The organism is Castellaniella hirudinis, from assembly GCF_047468865.1.
In the GTDB taxonomy this organism is placed as follows: domain Bacteria; phylum Pseudomonadota; class Gammaproteobacteria; order Burkholderiales; family Burkholderiaceae_B; genus Castellaniella; species Castellaniella hirudinis_A.
In genome coordinates this window covers 218860-237636 of record NZ_JBLGTV010000002.1, presented here as the reverse complement: position 1 = coordinate 237636, position 18777 = coordinate 218860, and the positions used below count along the sequence as shown (strand labels likewise).

The following is an 18777-nucleotide window of genomic DNA, read 5'->3' as shown; positions in this document are numbered from 1 at the left end:
CGCCGCCGCGCGGCAAAACATCGACACACCCTATCGGGGCGGGCCTACCCCGCCCCCATGCCAACGCAATAAGGAGCATTCTCATGGCTAACATCGGATTCATCGGTCTGGGCATCATGGGCACCCCCATGGCGGCCAACCTGATCAAGGGCGGCCACTCCCTGGTCACCTACACCGTGGGCAACACCCCGCAAAGCCTGCTGGACGCCGGCGCCAAGCAAGCAGCCAACAGCACCGAAGTCGCCCAGGCGTCCGACATCATCATCGTGATGGTGCCCGACACGCCCGACGTCGAAGCCGTGCTGTTCGGTGAAAACGGCGTCGCCGCCGGCCTGTCCAAAGGCAAGATCGTCATCGACATGAGCTCGATCTCGCCCGTCGCCACCAAAGAATTCGCCAAGAAGATCAACGACCTGGGCTGCGAATACCTGGACGCCCCGGTGTCCGGCGGCGAAGTCGGCGCCAAGGCCGCCAGCCTGACCATCATGATCGGCGGCAGCCAGGCCGCATTTGATCAGTGCGAATCCATTTTTGCCCTGATGGGCAAGAACATCACCCTGGTGGGCGGCAACGGCGACGGCCAGACCACCAAGGTCGCCAACCAGATCATCGTGGCCCTGACCATCGAAGCCGTGGGCGAAGCCCTGGTGCTGGCCTCCAAGGCCGGGGCCGACCCCGCCAAGGTGCGCCAGGCCCTGATGGGCGGCTTCGCCAGCTCGCGCATCCTCGAAGTGCACGGCGAACGCATGGTCAAGCGCACCTTCGATCCGGGCTTCCGCATCAACCTGCACCAGAAGGATCTGAACCTGGCGCTGACCACCGCCCGCCAGTTGGGCCTGTCCCTGCCGAGTACGGCGGTCGCCCAGGAACTGTTCAACGCCTGCGTGGCCCACGGCGGCGCGGCCTGGGATCATTCCGGCATGGTGCGCGCCCTGGAAATCCTGGCCAACCACGAAATCGGCCAGTAACCTGTTCGGCAACCTGCCCGGCGTGCATTCACCGGAGTCCGAATGCACCAGCCCGCCGGGCAGGCGGCCAACCCGCCAAAGGAGAGGGCCTGAACCCCCAGACCCTGTCCTTTGGTCGCTGCCGGCCGCCCGCTTGCCGCCGGCCCTTGATCATTGAACGCAAAACCTGACCAGAGAAGCCCATGACCGATCCCCGCGAACTGTTGACCCGCATGTTTCAGGCGGCCGTGCGCGCCGCCCAGCCGGAACACTGCATCCCCGCCTTTCTGCCGTCGCGCCCCAAGGGGCGCACGATCGTCATCGGGGCGGGCAAAGCCTCCGCCGCCATGGCCCAGGCGTTTGCAACACACTGGGACGGCCCCCTGGAAGGCGTGGTGGTCACGCGCTACGGCTATGCCGTGCCCTGTGAGCGGCTCGACATCATCGAAGCCGCCCACCCCGTGCCCGACGAAGCCGGCGAACGCGCCGCGCAACGCCTGTTCGAGCAAGTCCGCGGCCTGACCGCCGACGATCTGGTGATCTGCCTGATCTCCGGCGGCGGTTCGTCGCTGCTGCCCGTGCCCGGCCCCGGGATCAGCCTGGCCGACAAGCAGGCCATCAACCGCGCCTTGCTGAAATCGGGCGCCACCATCGCCGAAATGAACTGCGTGCGCCGCCACCTGTCGGGCATCAAGGGCGGCCGCCTGGCTGCCGCCTGCGCCCCGGCGCGGGTGGTCAACCTGCTGATTTCCGACGTGCCCGGCGACCAGCCCTGCGACATCGCATCCGGCCCCACGGTGGCCGACCCCAGCACCTGCGCCGACGCGCTGGACATCGCGCGCCGCTACCGCATCGACCTGCCCGACGGCGCCCGCCGCCTGCTGGAATCCGGCGAGGGCGAAACCCTGAAACCGGGCGACCCGGCGCTGGCCCGCGTGGAAACCCACCTGATCGCCACCCCCCAGCTGGCGCTGGAAGCCGCCGCCGCCGTGGCCCGGGACGCGGGCGTCACCCCCGTGCTGCTGGGCGACCGCATCGAAGGCGAAGCCCGCGACGTGGGCAAGGTGCTGGCCGGCATTGCCCTGCAGGTGCGCGCCCACGATCAACCCGCCCCCGCCCCCTGCGTGCTGCTGTCCGGCGGCGAAACCACCGTCACCGTGCGCGGCCAGGGGCGCGGCGGGCGCAACGTCGAATGCCTGCTGTCCGCCGCCATCGCCCTGGACGGCGCGGATCAGGTCTACGGCCTGGCGGGCGATACCGACGGCGTCGATGGCCAGGAGGAAATCGCCGGGGCGCTGATCACCCCCGACACCCTGAACCGCGCCTGGGCCGCGGGCATGCCGCCGCGCGCACACCTGGACGACAACGACGGCCACGGCTTTTTCGAACGGCTGGGCGATTCCCTGGTGACGGGCCCCACGCTGACCAACGTCAACGATTTTCGCGCCTTCCTGATTCTTTAGTTCGCACACCACCCGCGCTGCCGGACGCCGCCCCGAAGGGATGGACGCCCCGACAGCCAGAAGGAGACTTGACATGAAAACAATTCGCGTCCTGACCCTGGACGACGCCCGCCGCATGGCCCTGGCCGCCGAGGCCGAAGCCCGCAAAAACGACTGGAACGTCAGCATCGCCATCTGTGATGCGGGCGGCTACCCCCTGTGGCTGCAGCGCATGGATGCCGCCAATATCATGAGCGCCCTGGTCGCCCCGGAAAAAGCCCGCGCCTGCGTGCTCAGTGGCAAGCCCAGCAAAGTCTACGAGGACATGGTCAATCAGGGCCGCATCGCCGCCCTGTCCATGCCCGTCGTGCCGCTGGAGGGCGGCGAACCCATTTACTACGACGACCAGGTCATCGGGGCGGTGGGCGTATCGGGCGTGCAAGCCGGCCAGGACGCCCAGGTGGCCCGCGCCGGGGTGGCGGCGCTGGACGGCCCCGATCACCTGAGCGAACACCTGTATCAAGGGAAATCCGCATGAGCACCGAACGCCGCGCCCGCATCCTGGCGACCCTGGGCCCCGCCACCTCGACCCCCGAACAAATCCGCGCCCTGGTAGAGGCCGGCGCCAATGTGTTCCGGCTGAACTTCAGCCACGGCAGCCACGAGGATCACGCCGAACGCTACCGCATCATCCGCCAGCTCGAAGCGGAAATCGGCCGCCCTATCGGCATCCTGATGGACTTGCAAGGCCCCAAACTGCGCGTGGGTAAAATCGCCGGCGGCAAAGTCGCGCTGACGCCGGGCCAGGCGTTCCGGCTGGATCTGGATCCCGCCGAGGGCACCAGCCAGCGCGCCCACCTGCCCCACCCGGAAATCTTCGCCGCCTTGGAAGACGGCACCGACCTGTTGCTGGATGACGGCAAACTGCGCCTGAAAGTCAACCGCCACGGCCCGGATTTCGCCGACACCACCGTCGTGGTGGGCGGCCCGCTGTCGGATCGCAAAGGGGTAAACGTGCCCGGCGTGATCCTGCCGATCTCCCCGTTGACCGAAAAAGACCGCGCCGACCTGGCCTTCGGCCTGTCGCTGGGCGTGGACTGGGTGGCCCTGTCCTTTGTGCAGCGCCCCGAGGACATCATCGAAGCTCGCAGCCTGATCGGCGACCAGGCCTGGATCATGGCCAAGCTGGAAAAACCCGCCGCCATCGAGCACCTGGACGCCATCATCGCGCAGGCCGATGGGATCATGGTGGCGCGCGGCGACCTGGGGGTCGAGCTTCCCCCGCAGCGCGTGCCGGTGCTGCAGCAGCGCATCGTGCGCCACGCCCGCGCCGCCGGCAAGCCAGTGGTCGTGGCCACGCAGATGCTGGAATCCATGATTACCGCGCCCGTGCCCACCCGGGCCGAGGCCTCGGACGTGGCCACCGCCGTCTACAGCGGGGCCGACGCCGTCATGCTGTCGGCTGAATCCGCCTCCGGGCAGTACCCGGTGGAAGCCGTCACCATCATGAGCCGCATCATCCGCGAAGTCGAAGCCGATCCGTCCTGGCGCAGCAACCTGGACGCCACCCACAGCCCGGCCGAAGCCAACATCCCCGACGCCATCTGCTGCGCGCTGCGCCGCGTGGCCGGCCTGTTGCAGCCTGCGGCCACCGTGGCCTACACCGCCTCCGGCTTCAGCGCCTTGCGCGCCAGCCGCGAGCGGCCCACCACGCCGATCCTGGCCCTGACGCCGGAACCGCGCACCGCCCGCCGCCTGGCCCTGGCCTGGGGGGTGCGCCCCGTGCACTTCCCCGAGCAGCTGCACGAATCCAGCGAGATGATCGCCTGCGCCAGCCAGGCCGCCCAAGCGGCCGGCCTAGCCGTCGGCGGCGACACCCTGATCGTGATCGCCGGCCTGCCTTTTGGCCTCAGCGGCAGCACCAATCTGCTGCACATCACCCAGGTCTGACCGGGATGCGCCGCGCACACCGCCAACACGGACAAGCCGCCGGCACACGCCGGACGGCATCTCCGTCCCCGCAATCCGTATAAGCAGTATCCAGCCTCGCATATAGCCGGCCCGCTTTCTTTGAAGCGGGCCTTTTTTCTGTGTGGCGGCAATGCCTTAGCCTGTCTTCCGGCCGCAATCCGCGACCGGGCCAAGACTTTAACTCTTATAGAAGACTGCCTATAATTATGGATTGACAGATAGAATCCCCAAGGACCATCATGACCGATCGCATTTCCAGCCATGGCCTGCAGGTGGCAGGCGTACTGCACCAATTCCTGGAACAAGAAGCCCTGCCGGGCACCGGCGTGCAAAGCGCCGCCTTCTGGGAAGGCCTGGCGGCCATCGTGCATGATCTGGCCCCGAAAAACCGCGCCCTGCTGGCCGAGCGCGATCGCCTGCAGGCCGACCTGGACGCCTGGTACAAGCAGCACCCCGGCCCCGTGGCCGACCCGGCCGCCTACCGCGCCTTTCTGCAGGAAATCGGCTACCTGAAACCCGTGCCCGCGCAGGTCAAGGTCACCACCGCCCACGTGGATACCGAAATCACCCGGCAGGCCGGCCCCCAGCTGGTGGTGCCGGTGATGAACGCCCGCTATGCCCTGAACGCCGCCAACGCCCGCTGGGGCAGCCTGTACGACGCCCTGTACGGCACTGACGCCATCCCGGACACCGACGGGGCCGCCCGCGGCAAGGGCTACAACCCCGTGCGCGGCCAGCGCGTCATCGCCTTCGCCCGCCAGTTCCTGGACAGCAGCATCCCCCTGGCCCAGGGCGCGCACCGCGACGCCACCGGCTACGCCGTGGTGGACGGCACGCTGCAGGTCACCCTGAACACCGGCGCCACCACCGGCCTGGCCCGGGACGACGCCTTCCTGGGCCACCGGGGCGATGCCGCCGCCCCCGAGGCCCTGGTGTTCCAGCACCACGGCCTGCACTTCGAAATCCAGTTCGACGCCCAATCACCCATCGGCCAGGCCGACGCCGCCCACATCAAGGATGTGGCCATCGAATCCGCCCTGACCACCATCATGGACTGCGAAGACTCCGTGGCCGCCGTCGATGCGGACGACAAGGTCGTGGCCTATCGCAACTGGCTGGGCCTGATGAAGGGCGATCTGACCGAGGATCTGGTCAAGGGCGGCAAGACCATCACCCGCCGGCTGAACCCCGACCGCGACTACATCGCCCGCGACGGCAACGCCGCCAGCCTGCATGGCCGCGCCCTGATGTTCGTGCGCAACGTCGGCCACCTGATGACCAACCCGGCCATCCTCGACCGCGACGGCCACGAAATCCCCGAAGGCATCCTGGATGCCGTCTGCACCGTGCTGATCGCCCTGCACGACCTGAAGCTCCGCAAGAACTCGCGCACGGGGTCCGTGTACATCGTCAAGCCCAAAATGCACGGCCCCGACGAAGTCGCCTTCGCCAGCGAAATTTTCGGCCGCGTCGAGCAGCTGCTGGGCCTGGCGCCCAACACCGTCAAGATGGGCATCATGGACGAAGAACGCCGCACCAGCGTCAACCTGAAAGCCTGCATCGCCGCCGCCGCCGAGCGCGTGGTCTTCATCAACACCGGCTTTTTGGACCGCACCGGCGACGAACTGCATACGTCCATGTACGCGGGCGCCATGGTGCGCAAGGGCGACATGAAGTCCCAGGCCTGGATTCAGGCCTACGAACTGAACAACGTGCAGACCGGCCTGGAATGCGGCCTGCGCGGCCACGCCCAGATCGGCAAGGGCATGTGGGCCATGCCGGATCTGATGGCCGCCATGCTGGAAAAGAAAATCGAACACGTCAAGGCCGGCGGCAACACTGCCTGGGTGCCCTCGCCCACCGCCGCCACCCTGCATGCCCTGCACTATCACCAGGTGAATGTGGTGGACGTGCAGAAATCCCTGGAAGACCGCCACGAAGACTACACCGGCCGCATCCTGACCGTCCCCGTCACCGCCGCCCCCACCTGGACGCCCAAGCAAGTCCAGCAAGAGCTGGACAATAACTGCCAGGGCATTCTGGGCTATGTGGTGCGCTGGATCGACCAGGGCGTGGGCTGCTCCAAGGTGCCCGACATCCACGACGTGGGCCTGATGGAAGACCGCGCCACCCTGCGGATTTCCAGCCAGCACATCGCCAATTGGCTGCTGCACGGCATCGCCACCCCGACCCAGGTCGAGGAAACCCTGCGCCGCATGGCCGCCGTGGTCGACAAGCAAAACGCGGACGACCCGGCCTACGAGCCCATGGACGGCCATTTCGATACGTCCTGCGCCTTCAAGGCCGCCAGCGATCTGATCTTCAAGGGCCTGGAACAGCCCAACGGCTACACCGAGCCCCTGCTGCACCACTGGCGCCAGGTGAAAAAAGCGGCGCTGGCCCGGGCATAAACGCAACCCGGGGGTCGCCAAGGGCGGGCGGATCGCTGGGCCGCTGTGTTGCTGTGTTGCGCAGGCGATGTCCAACGGCCCGGCGGCAAAACCCAGACGCCGCTTCGGGCCGGCACTGGAAAACCGGGCCTACGCCCGATCCGTCAACAAGGTCAGCAGCCGGGCCGGTTGGGCCTCGTCCAGATCCGGCCGATCCGGTTGGCCCAGCGCGGCCACGGCCTGCCGAAGCTGTCGGCTGCGCACGCGCGGGCGCTGTAGCCCGGATCTTCGGCCAAGACGACGGCCTGGCCCAGGCGCGCGATCTCGGCATCTTGCAGGGCCGCCCCCGTGATCCCGGCGACCCCCAGGTCGCCATGCCGCAAGGCGGATGCCACGGCAAAGGGCAGGCTGTACTGCGCGGCTTCGGTGGTGGCCGGATGGCGGGTCGCCAGGCGCGCGGCTTCATGGAAAGTCGACACGCGTATCGAAACAATACCCTCGGACGGCACCGCATACGCCCTGGCCAATGACAAGGCCGCTTCGACGGCGGGCTGCGCCCAGCGGCAAACCGGGTAAGGCTTGAAATACTGTTCCATGATGGCCCAGCGCCGCCCCAGATCCTGCCAGAGAGAGGCAACGGCAGAGTTCTCCAGCAGCACGGCCGGCGCCCCCGTGAAGCCATCCGCCGCCAACAGGGCGGCCGATACGCCGGTCATGGCCCCCCAGCCCGATCCGTCCTTGACCATGGTCGGGTGCTCAATGCAGCGCATCATCTGGCTGCGGGGCGCGAAGTATTCCGCAATGCCCAGCGCCTCGCGGGTCTTGTCCACCGCCAGCCCAAGGGCCCGCGCCGTCAGTGCGGCGGCGGCCAGGCTGTTCCAGGCCCCCGAGGTGTGATAGTCGCAGGCGGTGGCATGCAGCGCCACGCCGGCGCGGGTGGCGACCTCATACCCCAGCACCAGGGCCGCCAGCAAGGCCCGGCCCGAAAGGATCAAACCGGCATCCGCCAGCGCCAGCACCACAGGCAGCACCGTCACCCCCACATGGCCCTTGGTCAGCACATGGCCGTCATGGGCATCGACACTGTCGATGCTCGCCGCCCCCGCCAGCACCATGCCGGGCAGGCTGACGCGCCGACCATCGAACAGCATCCTGGCGCCCAGCCCCGATGCGCCATAGTGCAGGGCGGCGTGATCCCGGACGATGCGCGACAGCCGGGTCGTGCCGCCGGCGGCGGCCACACCGCACAGATCCAGCAAGCAGCGACGCGCCTGCCGGATCACGGGATCCGGCAGCGCGTCAAAGTCCAAGGCATGGATGAATTGCAAGACATCCGAAGTCGGGTTCGGCATGGTCGGGCTCCTGATTTTTCCGGCGCAGCCCCCCTGCGCGGCGGGCGGCGGCCTCATGCCGACGATGATGGTGACGATGACGACAACGGCGGCGATGGCGATGGCGGCGATGGCGGCGGCGCATACTGCCTGAGCAATTCGTGCTTGACCACCTTGCCGCTGGGGTTCAGCGGCAACCGATCCGTGAAGAACACCTGGCGCGGGCGCTTGAACGCCGCCAGCAGGCCGCTGCCCCGGCAGAAAGCATCCACATCCACCGCCCGCAGACCCGGATCGGCGCGAACGATGACCGCCGCGACCACCTGCCCCCAACGGGGATCCGGCAGGCCGATGACGGCGGCCTCGCGCACGCCCGGGCAATGGTAAAGCGCCTCCTCGACTTCCCGGGGATAGATGTTCTCGCCCCCCGAGACAATCATGTCGTCGGTCCGCCCCTGGAAGGTGTAGTAGCCCGCCTCATCCTGGCTGAACAGATCCCCGGTGTACAGCCAACCCTGTTTCAGCCGGCGCGCCGACTCCGCGGGGTTGTTCCAATAGCCGGCCATCATCTGCGGCCCTTGCACGATCAACTGGCCCACTGTGCCGGGGGAAACGACTTCGTCCGGCCCGACCTCCCGCTGCGGGTCGTGGCGGATGACCCGCGCCTGCGACACCAATGTGGGCTTGCCGCACGACCCCAGGCGCGTCAAGGCGTCTTCGGGATGCAGCAGCAGGGTCAGGCTGGCTTCCGTCATGCCATAACCGTTGAACAGGCCGCCGCAGAACTCGCGCAGCACGCGCGCCATGGTCGCGGCGGCGATAGCGGCCCCGCCGGTGGTGATCATCCGCAGGGACGACACGTCAAAGTCCTTGAAACGCGGGTGAAACAGCATTTGCTGGATCTGGGTGGGCACGGCAAACAGTGTCGTGATCCGTTCGCCCTCGATCATCCGCAGCGTATCGCCGGCTTCATAGCGGCCCATGATGACATTGGCGCCCCCCACCAGCACATGGGGCAAAAAATACGCCTGCATGCCGCCCACGTGGTAAAGCGGCGCAATATGCAGCGCCCGATCCGCCATGACCAAGCTGTATTCCATGGTGCAATTCATGGCGATGGCGACGTCATTGGCGTGCGTGTGCATGACCCCCTTGGCGCGGCCCGTCGTGCCGGAGGTATACACCAGCGCGGACAACTGGCCGGATGCGGGCGCGTAATCCGGCGCGTCCGCGCAGCCCTGGCCGGCCAGGGTTTCGTAATCATGATGCCCGGCCGGGATCGTCGCCCCGCCGGGGGCCACGGCGATGAAATCGTGGAGGCCGCGCACGTCCCGCGCCGCCGCATCGACCGTGGACGCCAGGGCCTGGCTGTAGGCCAGCACGCGCGCCCCGGAATCCCGCAGGATGTGGGCGACCTCGGCCGCCGCCAGGCGAAAATTCATCGGCACGGCCACCGCGCCGATTTTCTGGCAGGCGAAATAAATCGTCGCCGAGGCTTCATCCGTGTGCAGATACAGCGCCACGCGATCCAGCGGGCGCACACCCAGAGCGGCCAAGGCATGCGCCACCCGGTTGATCCGGGCATCCCAGGCGGCATAGGTCCAGCGCCGTTCGCCGAACACCAGCGCTTCTTTGGCCGGATAGCGATCCACCGTGCGGGCAAGAATCGAGGAAACATTCATGCGATGGCCGTCAAAGATTGGGTTTGAGGGAAGGCAGGTCGCTGCAGGCGATCAGGTACTTCACCATTTCCGAAGTCCCTCCGACGATGGTCAATGCCCGGGCATCCCGATAGAGTTGTTCGGCGCGGCCGTATTCCTTGGTCAGGCCATCGCCCCCCAGGATCTGCACCGCCGCGTCGGCGCAGAAAATCGCTGTCTCGGTCGATACCAGCTTCGCCATCGACGCGGGCTTCATCAGCGCCTTGGGACTCAACCGGCCCGCGTCATACAGCCGCGCCGCCCGGTAGGTCAGCAGCTCGGCAGCGTCGATGCGCCAGCTCATTTCGGCGATCCGATCCCAGATCAGCTGCTTGCAGCCCAGCTTTTGGCCAAAGCTCTCGCGCCGCTGCGCGTGATCCGCCGCAATCCTGAATGCCGCCCGCGCCTGCCCCAGGCCCGAGCCACCGAGGATGATCCGCTCGAAATTGAACATGGCCAGCATGATGCGGAATCCCTCGTCGCGCTGGCCCAGCAAATGATCCGCCGGCACCCGGCAATCCTCGAACACCACTTCGCCGACGACGCAGCCGCGCCGCCCCATGAAGGTGTAGCAACGAGGGAAATGAATACCCGGCGTTTCCTTGGGCACGACGACGGCGCTCATGCCTTTCCGGGACGGCACCGCCGGGTTGCTGATGCCATAGACGATATAGGTATCCGCGACGGAAGCATTTGAAATGTAGCGCTTGAAGCCGTTGATCACCCATTCGTTGCGGTGCGCATCGAACTCGATCCGGGTGGCCATCCCGGCACTGTCGGATCCGACCTCGGGCTCGGTCACACAGATGGCCCCGACCTCCCGGCCACCGACGATGCCGTCCAGATAGCGCGCCCGCACCGCCGGCTGGGCATAGCGATGCAAGGGGTAGGCGCAAGACGTCGCCGTGGCGATGGTCGTTTCAAACGCATAATTCACCGCCGCCGCTTCCTCGGACAGGATCGTCGCATGCACCAGGCCGGGCGCCGACAAGGCCCCCGCGTACAAATCCGGGAACATCAGAGTCAGGTAGTGCGCCTGGCCCAGTGCGCGGACTACCGCCTGCACAGCCGCCCAATCCTGCCGGTCTTCGATGGCTTCGGCCCGGGGAACGAGTTCCCTTTGCAAGAAATCCCGCACATCGGCACGAAACCGGCGCGCCTCATCATCCAGAAGATAGTCCTCCATCACCGCTCCTTATTGGCTATCCGGTTCCCGCGCGCAGCGCCGCCCAGACCAGGCCGGTCGTCGGGCAGATCGAGAATGCGCCGCAGTTCTCTCAGGTTGCCCACGGGATCGCTGTCGCGCACCGTGGGCAGGTTGAAACGGGCCTGACGCACGGCTTCGTAATCCAGCGCAGCCCAGGCCAGGCCGCTTTCCCCTTCGGGAACCTGGGCCACGACCTGGCCCAGGGGGTCCAGTATCCTGGATCCGCCCCAGAACTCGCGCCGCCCCTCCCCGCCCGTCCGATTGGCCATCACGATGGGCGTGCCGTACATCATGGCGTAGAAGCGCAGGGCCAGATCCCAGCCCTGGGGGTTGGAAAACCCGCCGCCGACCACCCCCAGCGCCGAGCTGATGGGGGCCAACAGCACCGTCGCCCCCTGCAGCATGGCCAAGTGAACCAGCGCCGGATTCCACAGATCCGCGCAAATCAACAGGCCCGCGTCCCACGGCCCCCGGACGGGACAAATATCCACCCGCCGGCCCGCCGTATACCGCTTGCCCTCCTCCAGCTGGCCATACGTGGGCAGGTTGATCTTGCGATGGACAAACCGCACGACGCCGTCGCGCACCCACAGCATGCTGTTGTAGAAGCGGGCCGCCCTCGCCTCCTCGACCATGCCGAACACGACATCGATCCCCCGGGCGGCCTCGGCGATCCGGCGGACCAGCGCGTCGTCCCGGCGCCGCGCCAGCGCCGGCACCGTTTCGCCCAAGTCGTACCCGGTCAGGGAAAGCTCCGGGAACAGCAGCAGCTGAATCCGCTGCGCCCGCGCCGTCCCGACCAGGGCCAGGTGCTGATCCAGGTTATGGGCCGGATCACCCAGGCGGCCCTGGGTCTGGGCCACGCCGATGCGCAGCGCGTTCATGTCACGGCTCATCATTCCGCCCCGTTCAGATCAATCCCTTTTCCTTCAGAAACGCCTGGCATACCGCGTCGATCGACTGGTGATCGACATCGACCCGGGCGTTCAGGCTGGCCATCGTCTGGTCATCCAGGACGGCGGACAAGCGATTCAGGTCATCCGCCAGCGTGGGCTGTTTGTCCAGCACGGCCTGGCGCACGACCGGCGTCAAGGCATAGGAGGGAAAGAAGCCCTTGTCATCCTGCAAGACGACAAAATCAAACGCGGGTATGCGCCCATCCGTGGCGAACACCAGGGCCACGTCCACTTGCTTGTCGCGCAGGGCCTGATAGGTCAGGCCCGTATCCATCCGCTTGATGTCGGCCCGCTTGAACTCGAAGCCATAGGTTTCCTGCAGGGGCTTCAGGCCATCGGCGCGCGCGTAGAACTCGGCATTCACGGCAAACGACAGGTTTTTCCCCTGGTTGACGGCGCCGGCCAGGTCGCTGATCGTCGCCAACCCCAGGTCGTCGGCCGCTTGCTTGCGCATGGCCAGGGCATAGGTATTATTGGCCTTGGAAGGATCCAGCCAGACCAGGCCCTTGGCCGCGTCCAATTGCTTGACCCGGTCGTACACGGCCTGGGCCGACAACGGCTCGGTCACTTTGTTGTAGACGATCAGCGAGGTGCCCGTGTATTCCCAGTAGACATCCACCAGGCCGCTTTCCTGAGCCTTGCGCAGCACCGCGCTGCCCATGCCGGCCCGGGTGTCGACCGAATAACCCTTGGCCCGCAGAAGCTGGCTGGTCATCTCCGCCATGATCTGCTGCTCGGTGAAATTCTTGCCCCCCACCACGATGGCATCGGCCGCCGCCGCTTGGCCGGAAAAGGCCAGGACGGCCGTTGCGGCGCACACTTGAGCGAATTTGAGGAATTTCATTTGTCTGCTCCTTTGGTATGGATACCCGTGCAAAGAGGTCTGCCCTATCGCAGCGGATTCACGCCCCGGGGAATCAGGGCATAGGTCGCCATGCCCATCAGGGCATCGACAAGAATGGCCAGCAGCGCGGTCGGGATCGCGCCTGCCAGCATGGTGCCGGTATCGTTGAGGTCGATCCCGGTGAAAATGAGTTCGCCCAAGCCCCCGCCGCCCACCAGGAAAGCCAGGGGCACCGTGCCCACATTGATCGCCAGCGCCGTGCGGATGCCGGCAAAGACGACATACAGCGCATTGGGTATTTCCACGCGCCACAGCACCTGCCAGGAATCCATGCCCACGCCGTAGGCGGCCTCCAGCAAATACTGCGGCACGGCGATCAGGCCGGAATACGTATTGCGCACGATATACAGCAGCGAGGCCAGCCACAGCGCGAAGATGGCCGGCGCGGCCCCGATCCCCAGCAAGGTCATGGACAGGGCCAGCACCGCCAGGGTGGGAATCGTGGTGCCGATGTTCAACAACTGCATGGCCCCTTCGGCCCAGCGGCGCATGAAGCGGCGACTGAGCACGACCCCCAGCGGCAGGCCGGTGGCCATGGCCAGCCCCCCGGATACCAACGTCAGCCCGATGTGTTCCCGGGTCAGGTAAACCATGTCGGCCCAATGATCCAGAATGTCCTCCGCCAAACCATTGCGCCGCATCCACTCAAGCAACAAGGCCAGCGCCAACAGGATCAGCAGGCGCTCGCCCCAGCGGCCGGCATGGCGCGAAGAAAGCGGCCCGTTCATGGCCGGGCCTCCCGGGCCGCCGGGCCGTCATCCGTGCGGAGCGCCTCGCGGATGGCCTGATGGGTAATGATCCCGCAGCATGCGCCGTCGTCCACCACCACCGCCAGGGCGTCCAATCCGTGCGTCAGCATGCGCGAAACCGCCAGGCGCAGATCGTCGTCCGCGCCGATCGAAACCCCGGGCCGGTTCATTTCCCGTGCGGACAGTAGCGCGCGATCCGCCGGCCGCATGGCCTGCCGCACGGTTATCAGGCGCAAACGCTTGAGCGTGCGGTCGCCCCCCACGAAGTCGGCCACGAAATCATTGGCTGGATGCGCCAGAACCTGGTTGGGCGTATCGAACTGCTGCAGCCGGCCCTCGCGGAAAATAGCGATCTTGTCCCCCATCTTCACCGCCTCGTCGATGTCGTGGCTGACGAACAAAATGGTCTTGCCCAGTTTTTCCTGCATTTTCAGGAATTCATCCTGGATCACCTGGCGGTTGATGGGGTCGATGGCGCCGAAAGGCTCGTCCATCAGCAGCACCGGCGGATCGGCCGCCAACGCGCGGGCCACCCCGATGCGCTGCTGCTGGCCCCCGGACAATTCTTTCGGATAGCGATCCAGGAAAATGGCCGGATCCAGCGCGACCATCTCCAGCAAGGACGCCGTCCGCCGCCGGATGCGCTGCCGATCCCAGCCCAGCAGCCTGGGCACCACGCCGATATTTTCGCCCACCGTCATGTTGGGAAACAGGCCGATCTGCTGGATCACATAGCCGATCTGCCGGCGCAGGGCGATCGTGTCGTAGTCCGTCGTGTCCTTGCCATCCAGAAACACCCGGCCGCTGCTGGGCGGGATGATGCGGTTCACCATCTTCAGCGTCGTCGTCTTGCCGCACCCGGACGGGCCCAGAAGAATACAGATTTCCCCGGCGGCCACTTCCATATTGATGTGGTCGGCCGCCGTCGCCGTGCCTTCCCTGGTGGTAAAGCGCTTGGTCAGGTTATCCAGCCGGATCATGATGCCGGGCCTCCTTTTCTCTGGGGGTCAGGTGGGTTTCACGCCGACCGGGGTCAGGCGGCCCTGCAGCCACAGCAGGAAAAAATCCGCCACGATGGCCAGCGCGCTGACCGCCACGGCGCCGGTCACCAACTGCCGGGGATCCGTCTGCGAAATGCCCCGGCTGATGAACACGCCCAGACCGCCCGCGCCGATATAGGCCGCAATGGCCATGATGCCGATGGACAGAACCACGGCGCTGCGCACCCCGGCCATGATGACCGGGATCGCCAGCGGGATCTCCACCTGGCCCAGGCGCTGCAGCGGGGTCATGCCCATCCCGCGCGCGGCCTCGCGCAAGGCGGGATCCACATTGTTGATCGCGGTATAGGTATTGCGGATGATGGGCAGTTGCGAATACAGCAGTACGGCGATCACCGCCGGCACATAGCCGATCCCGTGGCCGAAAAGGGACAGGACGGGAATCATGATGCCGAACAGCGCAATCGAAGGAACCGTCATGATGATGGCGGCGATGTAAAGCACCAGGCTGGCGGCTCGCTCGTTTTGCGTGATGGCGATCCCGATCGGCACCCCCGTCAGGATGGCCAGCCCGATCGCTACGCCAACCAGGGAAATGTGCTCGATGGTGCGGGAAAGGATCAGGTCGGCATGGCCAGCCATGTAGATCAGAATATCCACGACATGTGTCTCCTCGGACGAGGCCCTGGAATGTCCATCGCCGCCGCCCCGTCAACGGGAATCTATCTGGCCGGACTTCCTGCTTATGTTTCTCAATGGTAGGGCGCAAACCCGTCAGGGAATATTCCAAAAGGGACGGAATCTATCCTGAAAAGGACATTTTCCCGACATTTTTCCTGTCAGCGGCAGCACGCTGCGATTATTTCCCTACCGGCGGCGGCACGCTGCAATTCAGGGCTGCCCCTGGCGCGCCCGCTGGCGCCGACGAGCGTCAACCGGGGTCTGGCCAAAGCGTTCTCGAAACCGCCGGATGAAATGCGAGGTCGTGGAAAACCCGCACGCCAGGCCGATTTCCCGCACGGGCAGCCCGGTCTGCTCCAGCAAGGCCCGGGCGCGATCCAGACGCAGCCCCATGTAAAACCCGCCGGGCGAAACCGCCAGGCATTCCTTGAACAGGCGGTTCATGTGCCGCACCGAAAGCCCGGTCTGAGCCGCCAGTTGCGCGCTGCTCAAGGTATCCTCCAAGTGCAGCGCCATGCACTCGATGACCGCCAGCAGGCGGGGATTGCTGACATCCAGCCGGCTGCGCAAGGACAGGCGCTGGCTGGCGCGGGAACGGCGTATCTCCGGGTGGATGCACTGCTCCGCCACCGCGGCGGCCAGGCGATACCCGTGCCGCTGGCCGATCAAATGCATCATCATGTCCAGCCCCGCAGTCCCACCCGAACAGGTCAGGCGCTGCCCGTCGATTTCATAGAGTTCGTCCGTGATGTCCAGCAGGGGGAACTCCTCCCGCAGGCCCGCGACGTTTTCCCAATGAATGGTGCTGCGATGGCCATCCAGCAGCCCGGCCCGGGCCAGGAACAGCGGCCCGATCGAGGTCGCCCCCAGATTGACGCCATGGCTTGCCAGCCGGCGCAGCCACCCCAGGATATCCGGCGTGCAGTATTCGCCGGCGTCGATACCCGCCACGACAATCAGGGTATCCAGGCGTCCCGGGTCGCCCAGGCGACCCGTCGGCTGGAAGACAAGGCCATTGCTGGCGGCCACCGGCTGGTCGTCCGGCATGAAAAACCGCCAGCGATACAGGGGGGTTTCCCGGAGCCGGTTCGCCATGCGCAAGGGTTCCAGCACCCCCGCGAACGACAGCATGGAAAACTGCGGGATCAGCAGGAAACCGAATTCGGTGGGCGTCATGCGCAGACGCCGGCCGGCCTGGACATCCTATCGACGACTTATCGCACCTGCGCCACCAGCGCATCCAGCCATGCCAGCAGGGTGTCGATTTCTTCGGCGGAGACATTCAGCGCGGGCATGAAGCGCAGCAGATTGCCCCGGGGGGCATTCAGCAGCAGCCCTTCCGGGGCGCGGTTGCGGGCGGCCTCGACCAGGGCCGGGCCATCGTCGCGGTCCAGGATCAAGGCGCGCAGCAGGCCCGCCCCGCGTTCTCCCCGCATGCCCCATTTGTCCGACAGGGCCGTCAGGCCGGCCGATAGCTGGCGGGCGCGTTCGTTGACGCCATCCAGGAAACCGGGGGACGCCAGCACATCGAATACCGCCACCCCCACCGCCGTCATCAGCGGATTGCCGTTGTACGTGCCGCCCTGGTCGCCGTGCTCGAAGCAGCTGACGGCTTCGCGGGCGCACAGCGCCGCCAGCGGCACCCCGCCGCCGATGCCCTTGCCCAGCGTCATGATGTCGGGTTCGATCCCCGCGTGCTGGTAGGCGAACATCCGGCCCGTGCGGCCCATGCCGGTCTGGACTTCGTCCACGATCAGCAGCAGGCCGCGCTCTCGCGTCAGTTCCCGCAGCCCCCGCAGGAACGCCGTCGTGGCCGGGATCACGCCAGCTTCACCCTGAACGGGTTCCAGCATCACGGCCACGGTCTGGTCGTCGATCAGCGCCCGCACGGCGTCCAGATCGTTCAGTTCGGCCTTGGGAAAACCGTCCACCTGCGGCGCGAACTTGCGATCCCAGCCCGCCTTGCCAGACGCCGACATCGTGGCCAGCGTGCGGCCATGGAAGCCGTGGTCGAACGTGATGATCTTGTACGCCCCGCCCCGATGCAGCTGGCCCCACTTGCGCGCCAGTTTGATGGCGCCTTCATTGGCCTCGGCCCCGCTGTTGGCAAAGAACACGCGATCGAAGCAGGAGGCCTCGACAAGGCGCCTGGCCAGGTCGATGGACGGCTGGTTGTAGAACGCGGGCGAAGGATTGATCAGCGCCCGGGATTGGCGCGCCAGGGCATCCACCATGGGCGCGGGATTGTGCCCCAGGCAATTGACCGCCCAGCCCTGGATGAAATCCAGATAGCGCTTGCCTGTATTATCCTGCAGCCAAGCCCCTTGCCCGCCGACGAATATCAGTTCGGGGCGCGACGTAATTTCCATCAGGGCGTTGATCCCTGCACGATCCATAGTCATGAGTATCCATTCCAATCAAACAATGGTGCGCAGCCTGGCACCAAAACGTCTATTTTAGGTTGCTTGCGGGCGGTTTCGAAGCCCGGCCAGCCAACGGGCGCCAAACAGATTCAGCGCCAGTCCGATCAATACCACAACGCCGCCCATCCACTGCCAAAGCCCCAGCTTTTCGTCCAGCACCCAGTCGGCGCACAACAGGCCCACCACCGGAATCAGCAAACTGAGCGGCGCCACCCGCGCCACGGGATGGCGCGACAACAAACGCCCCCACAATACATAGCCCACCAGCGTCGCCACCCCGGACAGATAAGCCACCACCGCCACGGCCCGCCAACTGAGGTGCAGCAGGCTGTCCAGCATCCGATCCGGGCCTTCGAAAGCCGCGGACAGCAGCAGGAACGGTATGGGCGGCAACAGCGCCCCCCAGACCACCATGGACAGCATGCGCACCGGGCCCGCGCATTTCAGCACAATATTGCCGCAAGCCCAGCTGAAAGCGGCCACCAGGGTCAAGACGAAACCCAGCAGCGGCACCATGGCGGAATCCGCCCCCGCATCCAGCATCACCAGGCCGACAATCGCCAGCCCGATGCCCAGCACATGATGTAGGCGGATGGCTTCATGCAGAACCAACGCGGCAATCGCAACGGTAAAAAACGCCTGGGCCTGCAGCACCAGGGAGGCCAGGCCGGCCGGCATGCCCAAATAAATGGCCAGGAACAAAAAGACAAACTGCCCCAGACAGATCGTAGCCCCGTAACCCACGACATAACGCCAGGGCACAGCCGGACGCGGGACGAAAAGCACCGCAGGGAAAGCCACGAAAATGAACCGCAAGGCCCCCAGCAGCATGGGCGGGACTTCATCCACCCCGAACTTGATCACCACGAAATTCGCCCCCCAGACCACGATGACGATCAAGGCGGCCAGGACATCTTTTAAAGGCATGGGGTCTCCGGCGGGAAAAACGGATGCGATGAATGATCGCAGAAGACGATGGACACAACGCCATACTACGGCATTTGCCAAAATCGCGGACACCCCTGGCCCGCCGTCTGCCGTCTGCCGTCTGCCGTCTGCCGTCTGCCGTCTGCCG

At 66.2% G+C, this 18777-nt stretch carries 16 protein-coding genes; 5 read left to right on the top strand and 11 right to left on the bottom strand.

From position 1 onward, the window contains the following. Positions 1 to 83 precede the first annotated feature (83 nt). The 5 genes from ACMHYJ_RS04700 (at position 84) to ACMHYJ_RS04680 (ending at position 6771) form a co-directional block, all read left to right on the top strand. Entirely contained in the window at positions 84 to 968 is an 885-nt protein-coding gene (locus ACMHYJ_RS04700; protein ID WP_414245043.1) for a 2-hydroxy-3-oxopropionate reductase, read from the top strand. Positions 969 to 1150: 182 nt separating this feature from the next. Continuing rightward, positions 1151 to 2410 (top strand): glycerate kinase type-2 family protein, encoded by a 1260-nt coding sequence (locus tag ACMHYJ_RS04695; RefSeq protein ID WP_414245042.1) that lies wholly within the window; start codon positions 1151 to 1153, stop codon positions 2408 to 2410. Between the two features lie 73 nt (positions 2411 to 2483). Beyond that, positions 2484 to 2927: a GlcG/HbpS family heme-binding protein gene (locus ACMHYJ_RS04690; RefSeq protein ID WP_414245041.1), complete on the top strand. Its 444-nt coding sequence runs from the start codon at positions 2484 to 2486 to the stop codon at positions 2925 to 2927. Further along, positions 2924 to 4339 (top strand): pyruvate kinase, encoded by a 1416-nt coding sequence (pyk, locus tag ACMHYJ_RS04685; protein WP_414245040.1) that lies wholly within the window; start codon positions 2924 to 2926, stop codon positions 4337 to 4339. Before ACMHYJ_RS04690 ends, pyk begins: the two co-directional genes overlap by 4 nt. A gap of 260 nt (positions 4340 to 4599) precedes the next feature. Next, complete coding sequence (locus ACMHYJ_RS04680) at positions 4600 to 6771, top strand: malate synthase G (protein WP_414245039.1); 2172 nt, start codon at positions 4600 to 4602, stop codon at positions 6769 to 6771. A 152-nt stretch (positions 6772 to 6923) separates the two neighbouring features. Here the strand turns inward: ACMHYJ_RS04680 and ACMHYJ_RS04675 are convergent, their stop codons facing one another. The 11 genes from ACMHYJ_RS04675 to ACMHYJ_RS04625 form a co-directional block, all read right to left on the bottom strand. Beyond that, positions 6924 to 8102, bottom strand: a complete 1179-nt coding sequence (locus ACMHYJ_RS04675) for an MmgE/PrpD family protein (RefSeq protein ID WP_414245038.1) — start codon at positions 8100 to 8102, stop codon at positions 6924 to 6926. Between the two features lie 53 nt (positions 8103 to 8155). Continuing rightward, the gene (locus ACMHYJ_RS04670; protein WP_414245037.1) at positions 8156 to 9763 is read right to left on the bottom strand and encodes an AMP-binding protein; all 1608 of its coding nucleotides are present in this window, start codon (positions 9761 to 9763) and stop codon (positions 8156 to 8158) included. A gap of 10 nt (positions 9764 to 9773) precedes the next feature. Next, a complete protein-coding gene (locus ACMHYJ_RS04665; RefSeq protein WP_414245036.1) occupies positions 9774 to 10967 on the bottom strand; it encodes an acyl-CoA dehydrogenase family protein in 1194 nt (397 codons plus the stop codon). Further along, positions 10967 to 11872, bottom strand: a complete 906-nt coding sequence (locus ACMHYJ_RS04660) for a nitrilase-related carbon-nitrogen hydrolase (RefSeq protein ID WP_414245035.1) — start codon at positions 11870 to 11872, stop codon at positions 10967 to 10969. The genes ACMHYJ_RS04665 and ACMHYJ_RS04660 overlap by 1 nt, the downstream gene beginning before the upstream one ends. Positions 11873 to 11897: 25 nt before the next feature. Next, a complete protein-coding gene (locus ACMHYJ_RS04655) occupies positions 11898 to 12788 on the bottom strand; it encodes a glycine betaine ABC transporter substrate-binding protein (RefSeq protein WP_414245034.1) in 891 nt (296 codons plus the stop codon). 44 nt (positions 12789 to 12832) lie between these two features. Next, the gene (locus ACMHYJ_RS04650; RefSeq protein ID WP_414245033.1) at positions 12833 to 13576 is read right to left on the bottom strand and encodes an ABC transporter permease; all 744 of its coding nucleotides are present in this window, start codon (positions 13574 to 13576) and stop codon (positions 12833 to 12835) included. Then, the gene (locus ACMHYJ_RS04645; protein ID WP_414245032.1) at positions 13573 to 14577 is read right to left on the bottom strand and encodes an ABC transporter ATP-binding protein; all 1005 of its coding nucleotides are present in this window, start codon (positions 14575 to 14577) and stop codon (positions 13573 to 13575) included. The genes ACMHYJ_RS04650 and ACMHYJ_RS04645 overlap by 4 nt, the downstream gene beginning before the upstream one ends. Before the next feature lie 27 nt (positions 14578 to 14604). After that, positions 14605 to 15258, bottom strand: coding sequence for an ABC transporter permease (locus ACMHYJ_RS04640; protein ID WP_414245031.1), 654 nt, complete (start codon positions 15256 to 15258; stop codon positions 14605 to 14607). Positions 15259 to 15489: 231 nt separating this feature from the next. Further along, positions 15490 to 16455, bottom strand: coding sequence for a GlxA family transcriptional regulator (locus ACMHYJ_RS04635; RefSeq protein ID WP_414245030.1), 966 nt, complete (start codon positions 16453 to 16455; stop codon positions 15490 to 15492). A gap of 38 nt (positions 16456 to 16493) precedes the next feature. Then, the gene (locus tag ACMHYJ_RS04630) at positions 16494 to 17681 is read right to left on the bottom strand and encodes an acetylornithine transaminase (RefSeq protein WP_414245029.1); all 1188 of its coding nucleotides are present in this window, start codon (positions 17679 to 17681) and stop codon (positions 16494 to 16496) included. Positions 17682 to 17735: 54 nt separating this feature from the next. Continuing rightward, positions 17736 to 18629 (bottom strand): EamA family transporter, encoded by an 894-nt coding sequence (locus ACMHYJ_RS04625; protein ID WP_414245028.1) that lies wholly within the window; start codon positions 18627 to 18629, stop codon positions 17736 to 17738. Positions 18630 to 18777 lie beyond the last annotated feature (148 nt).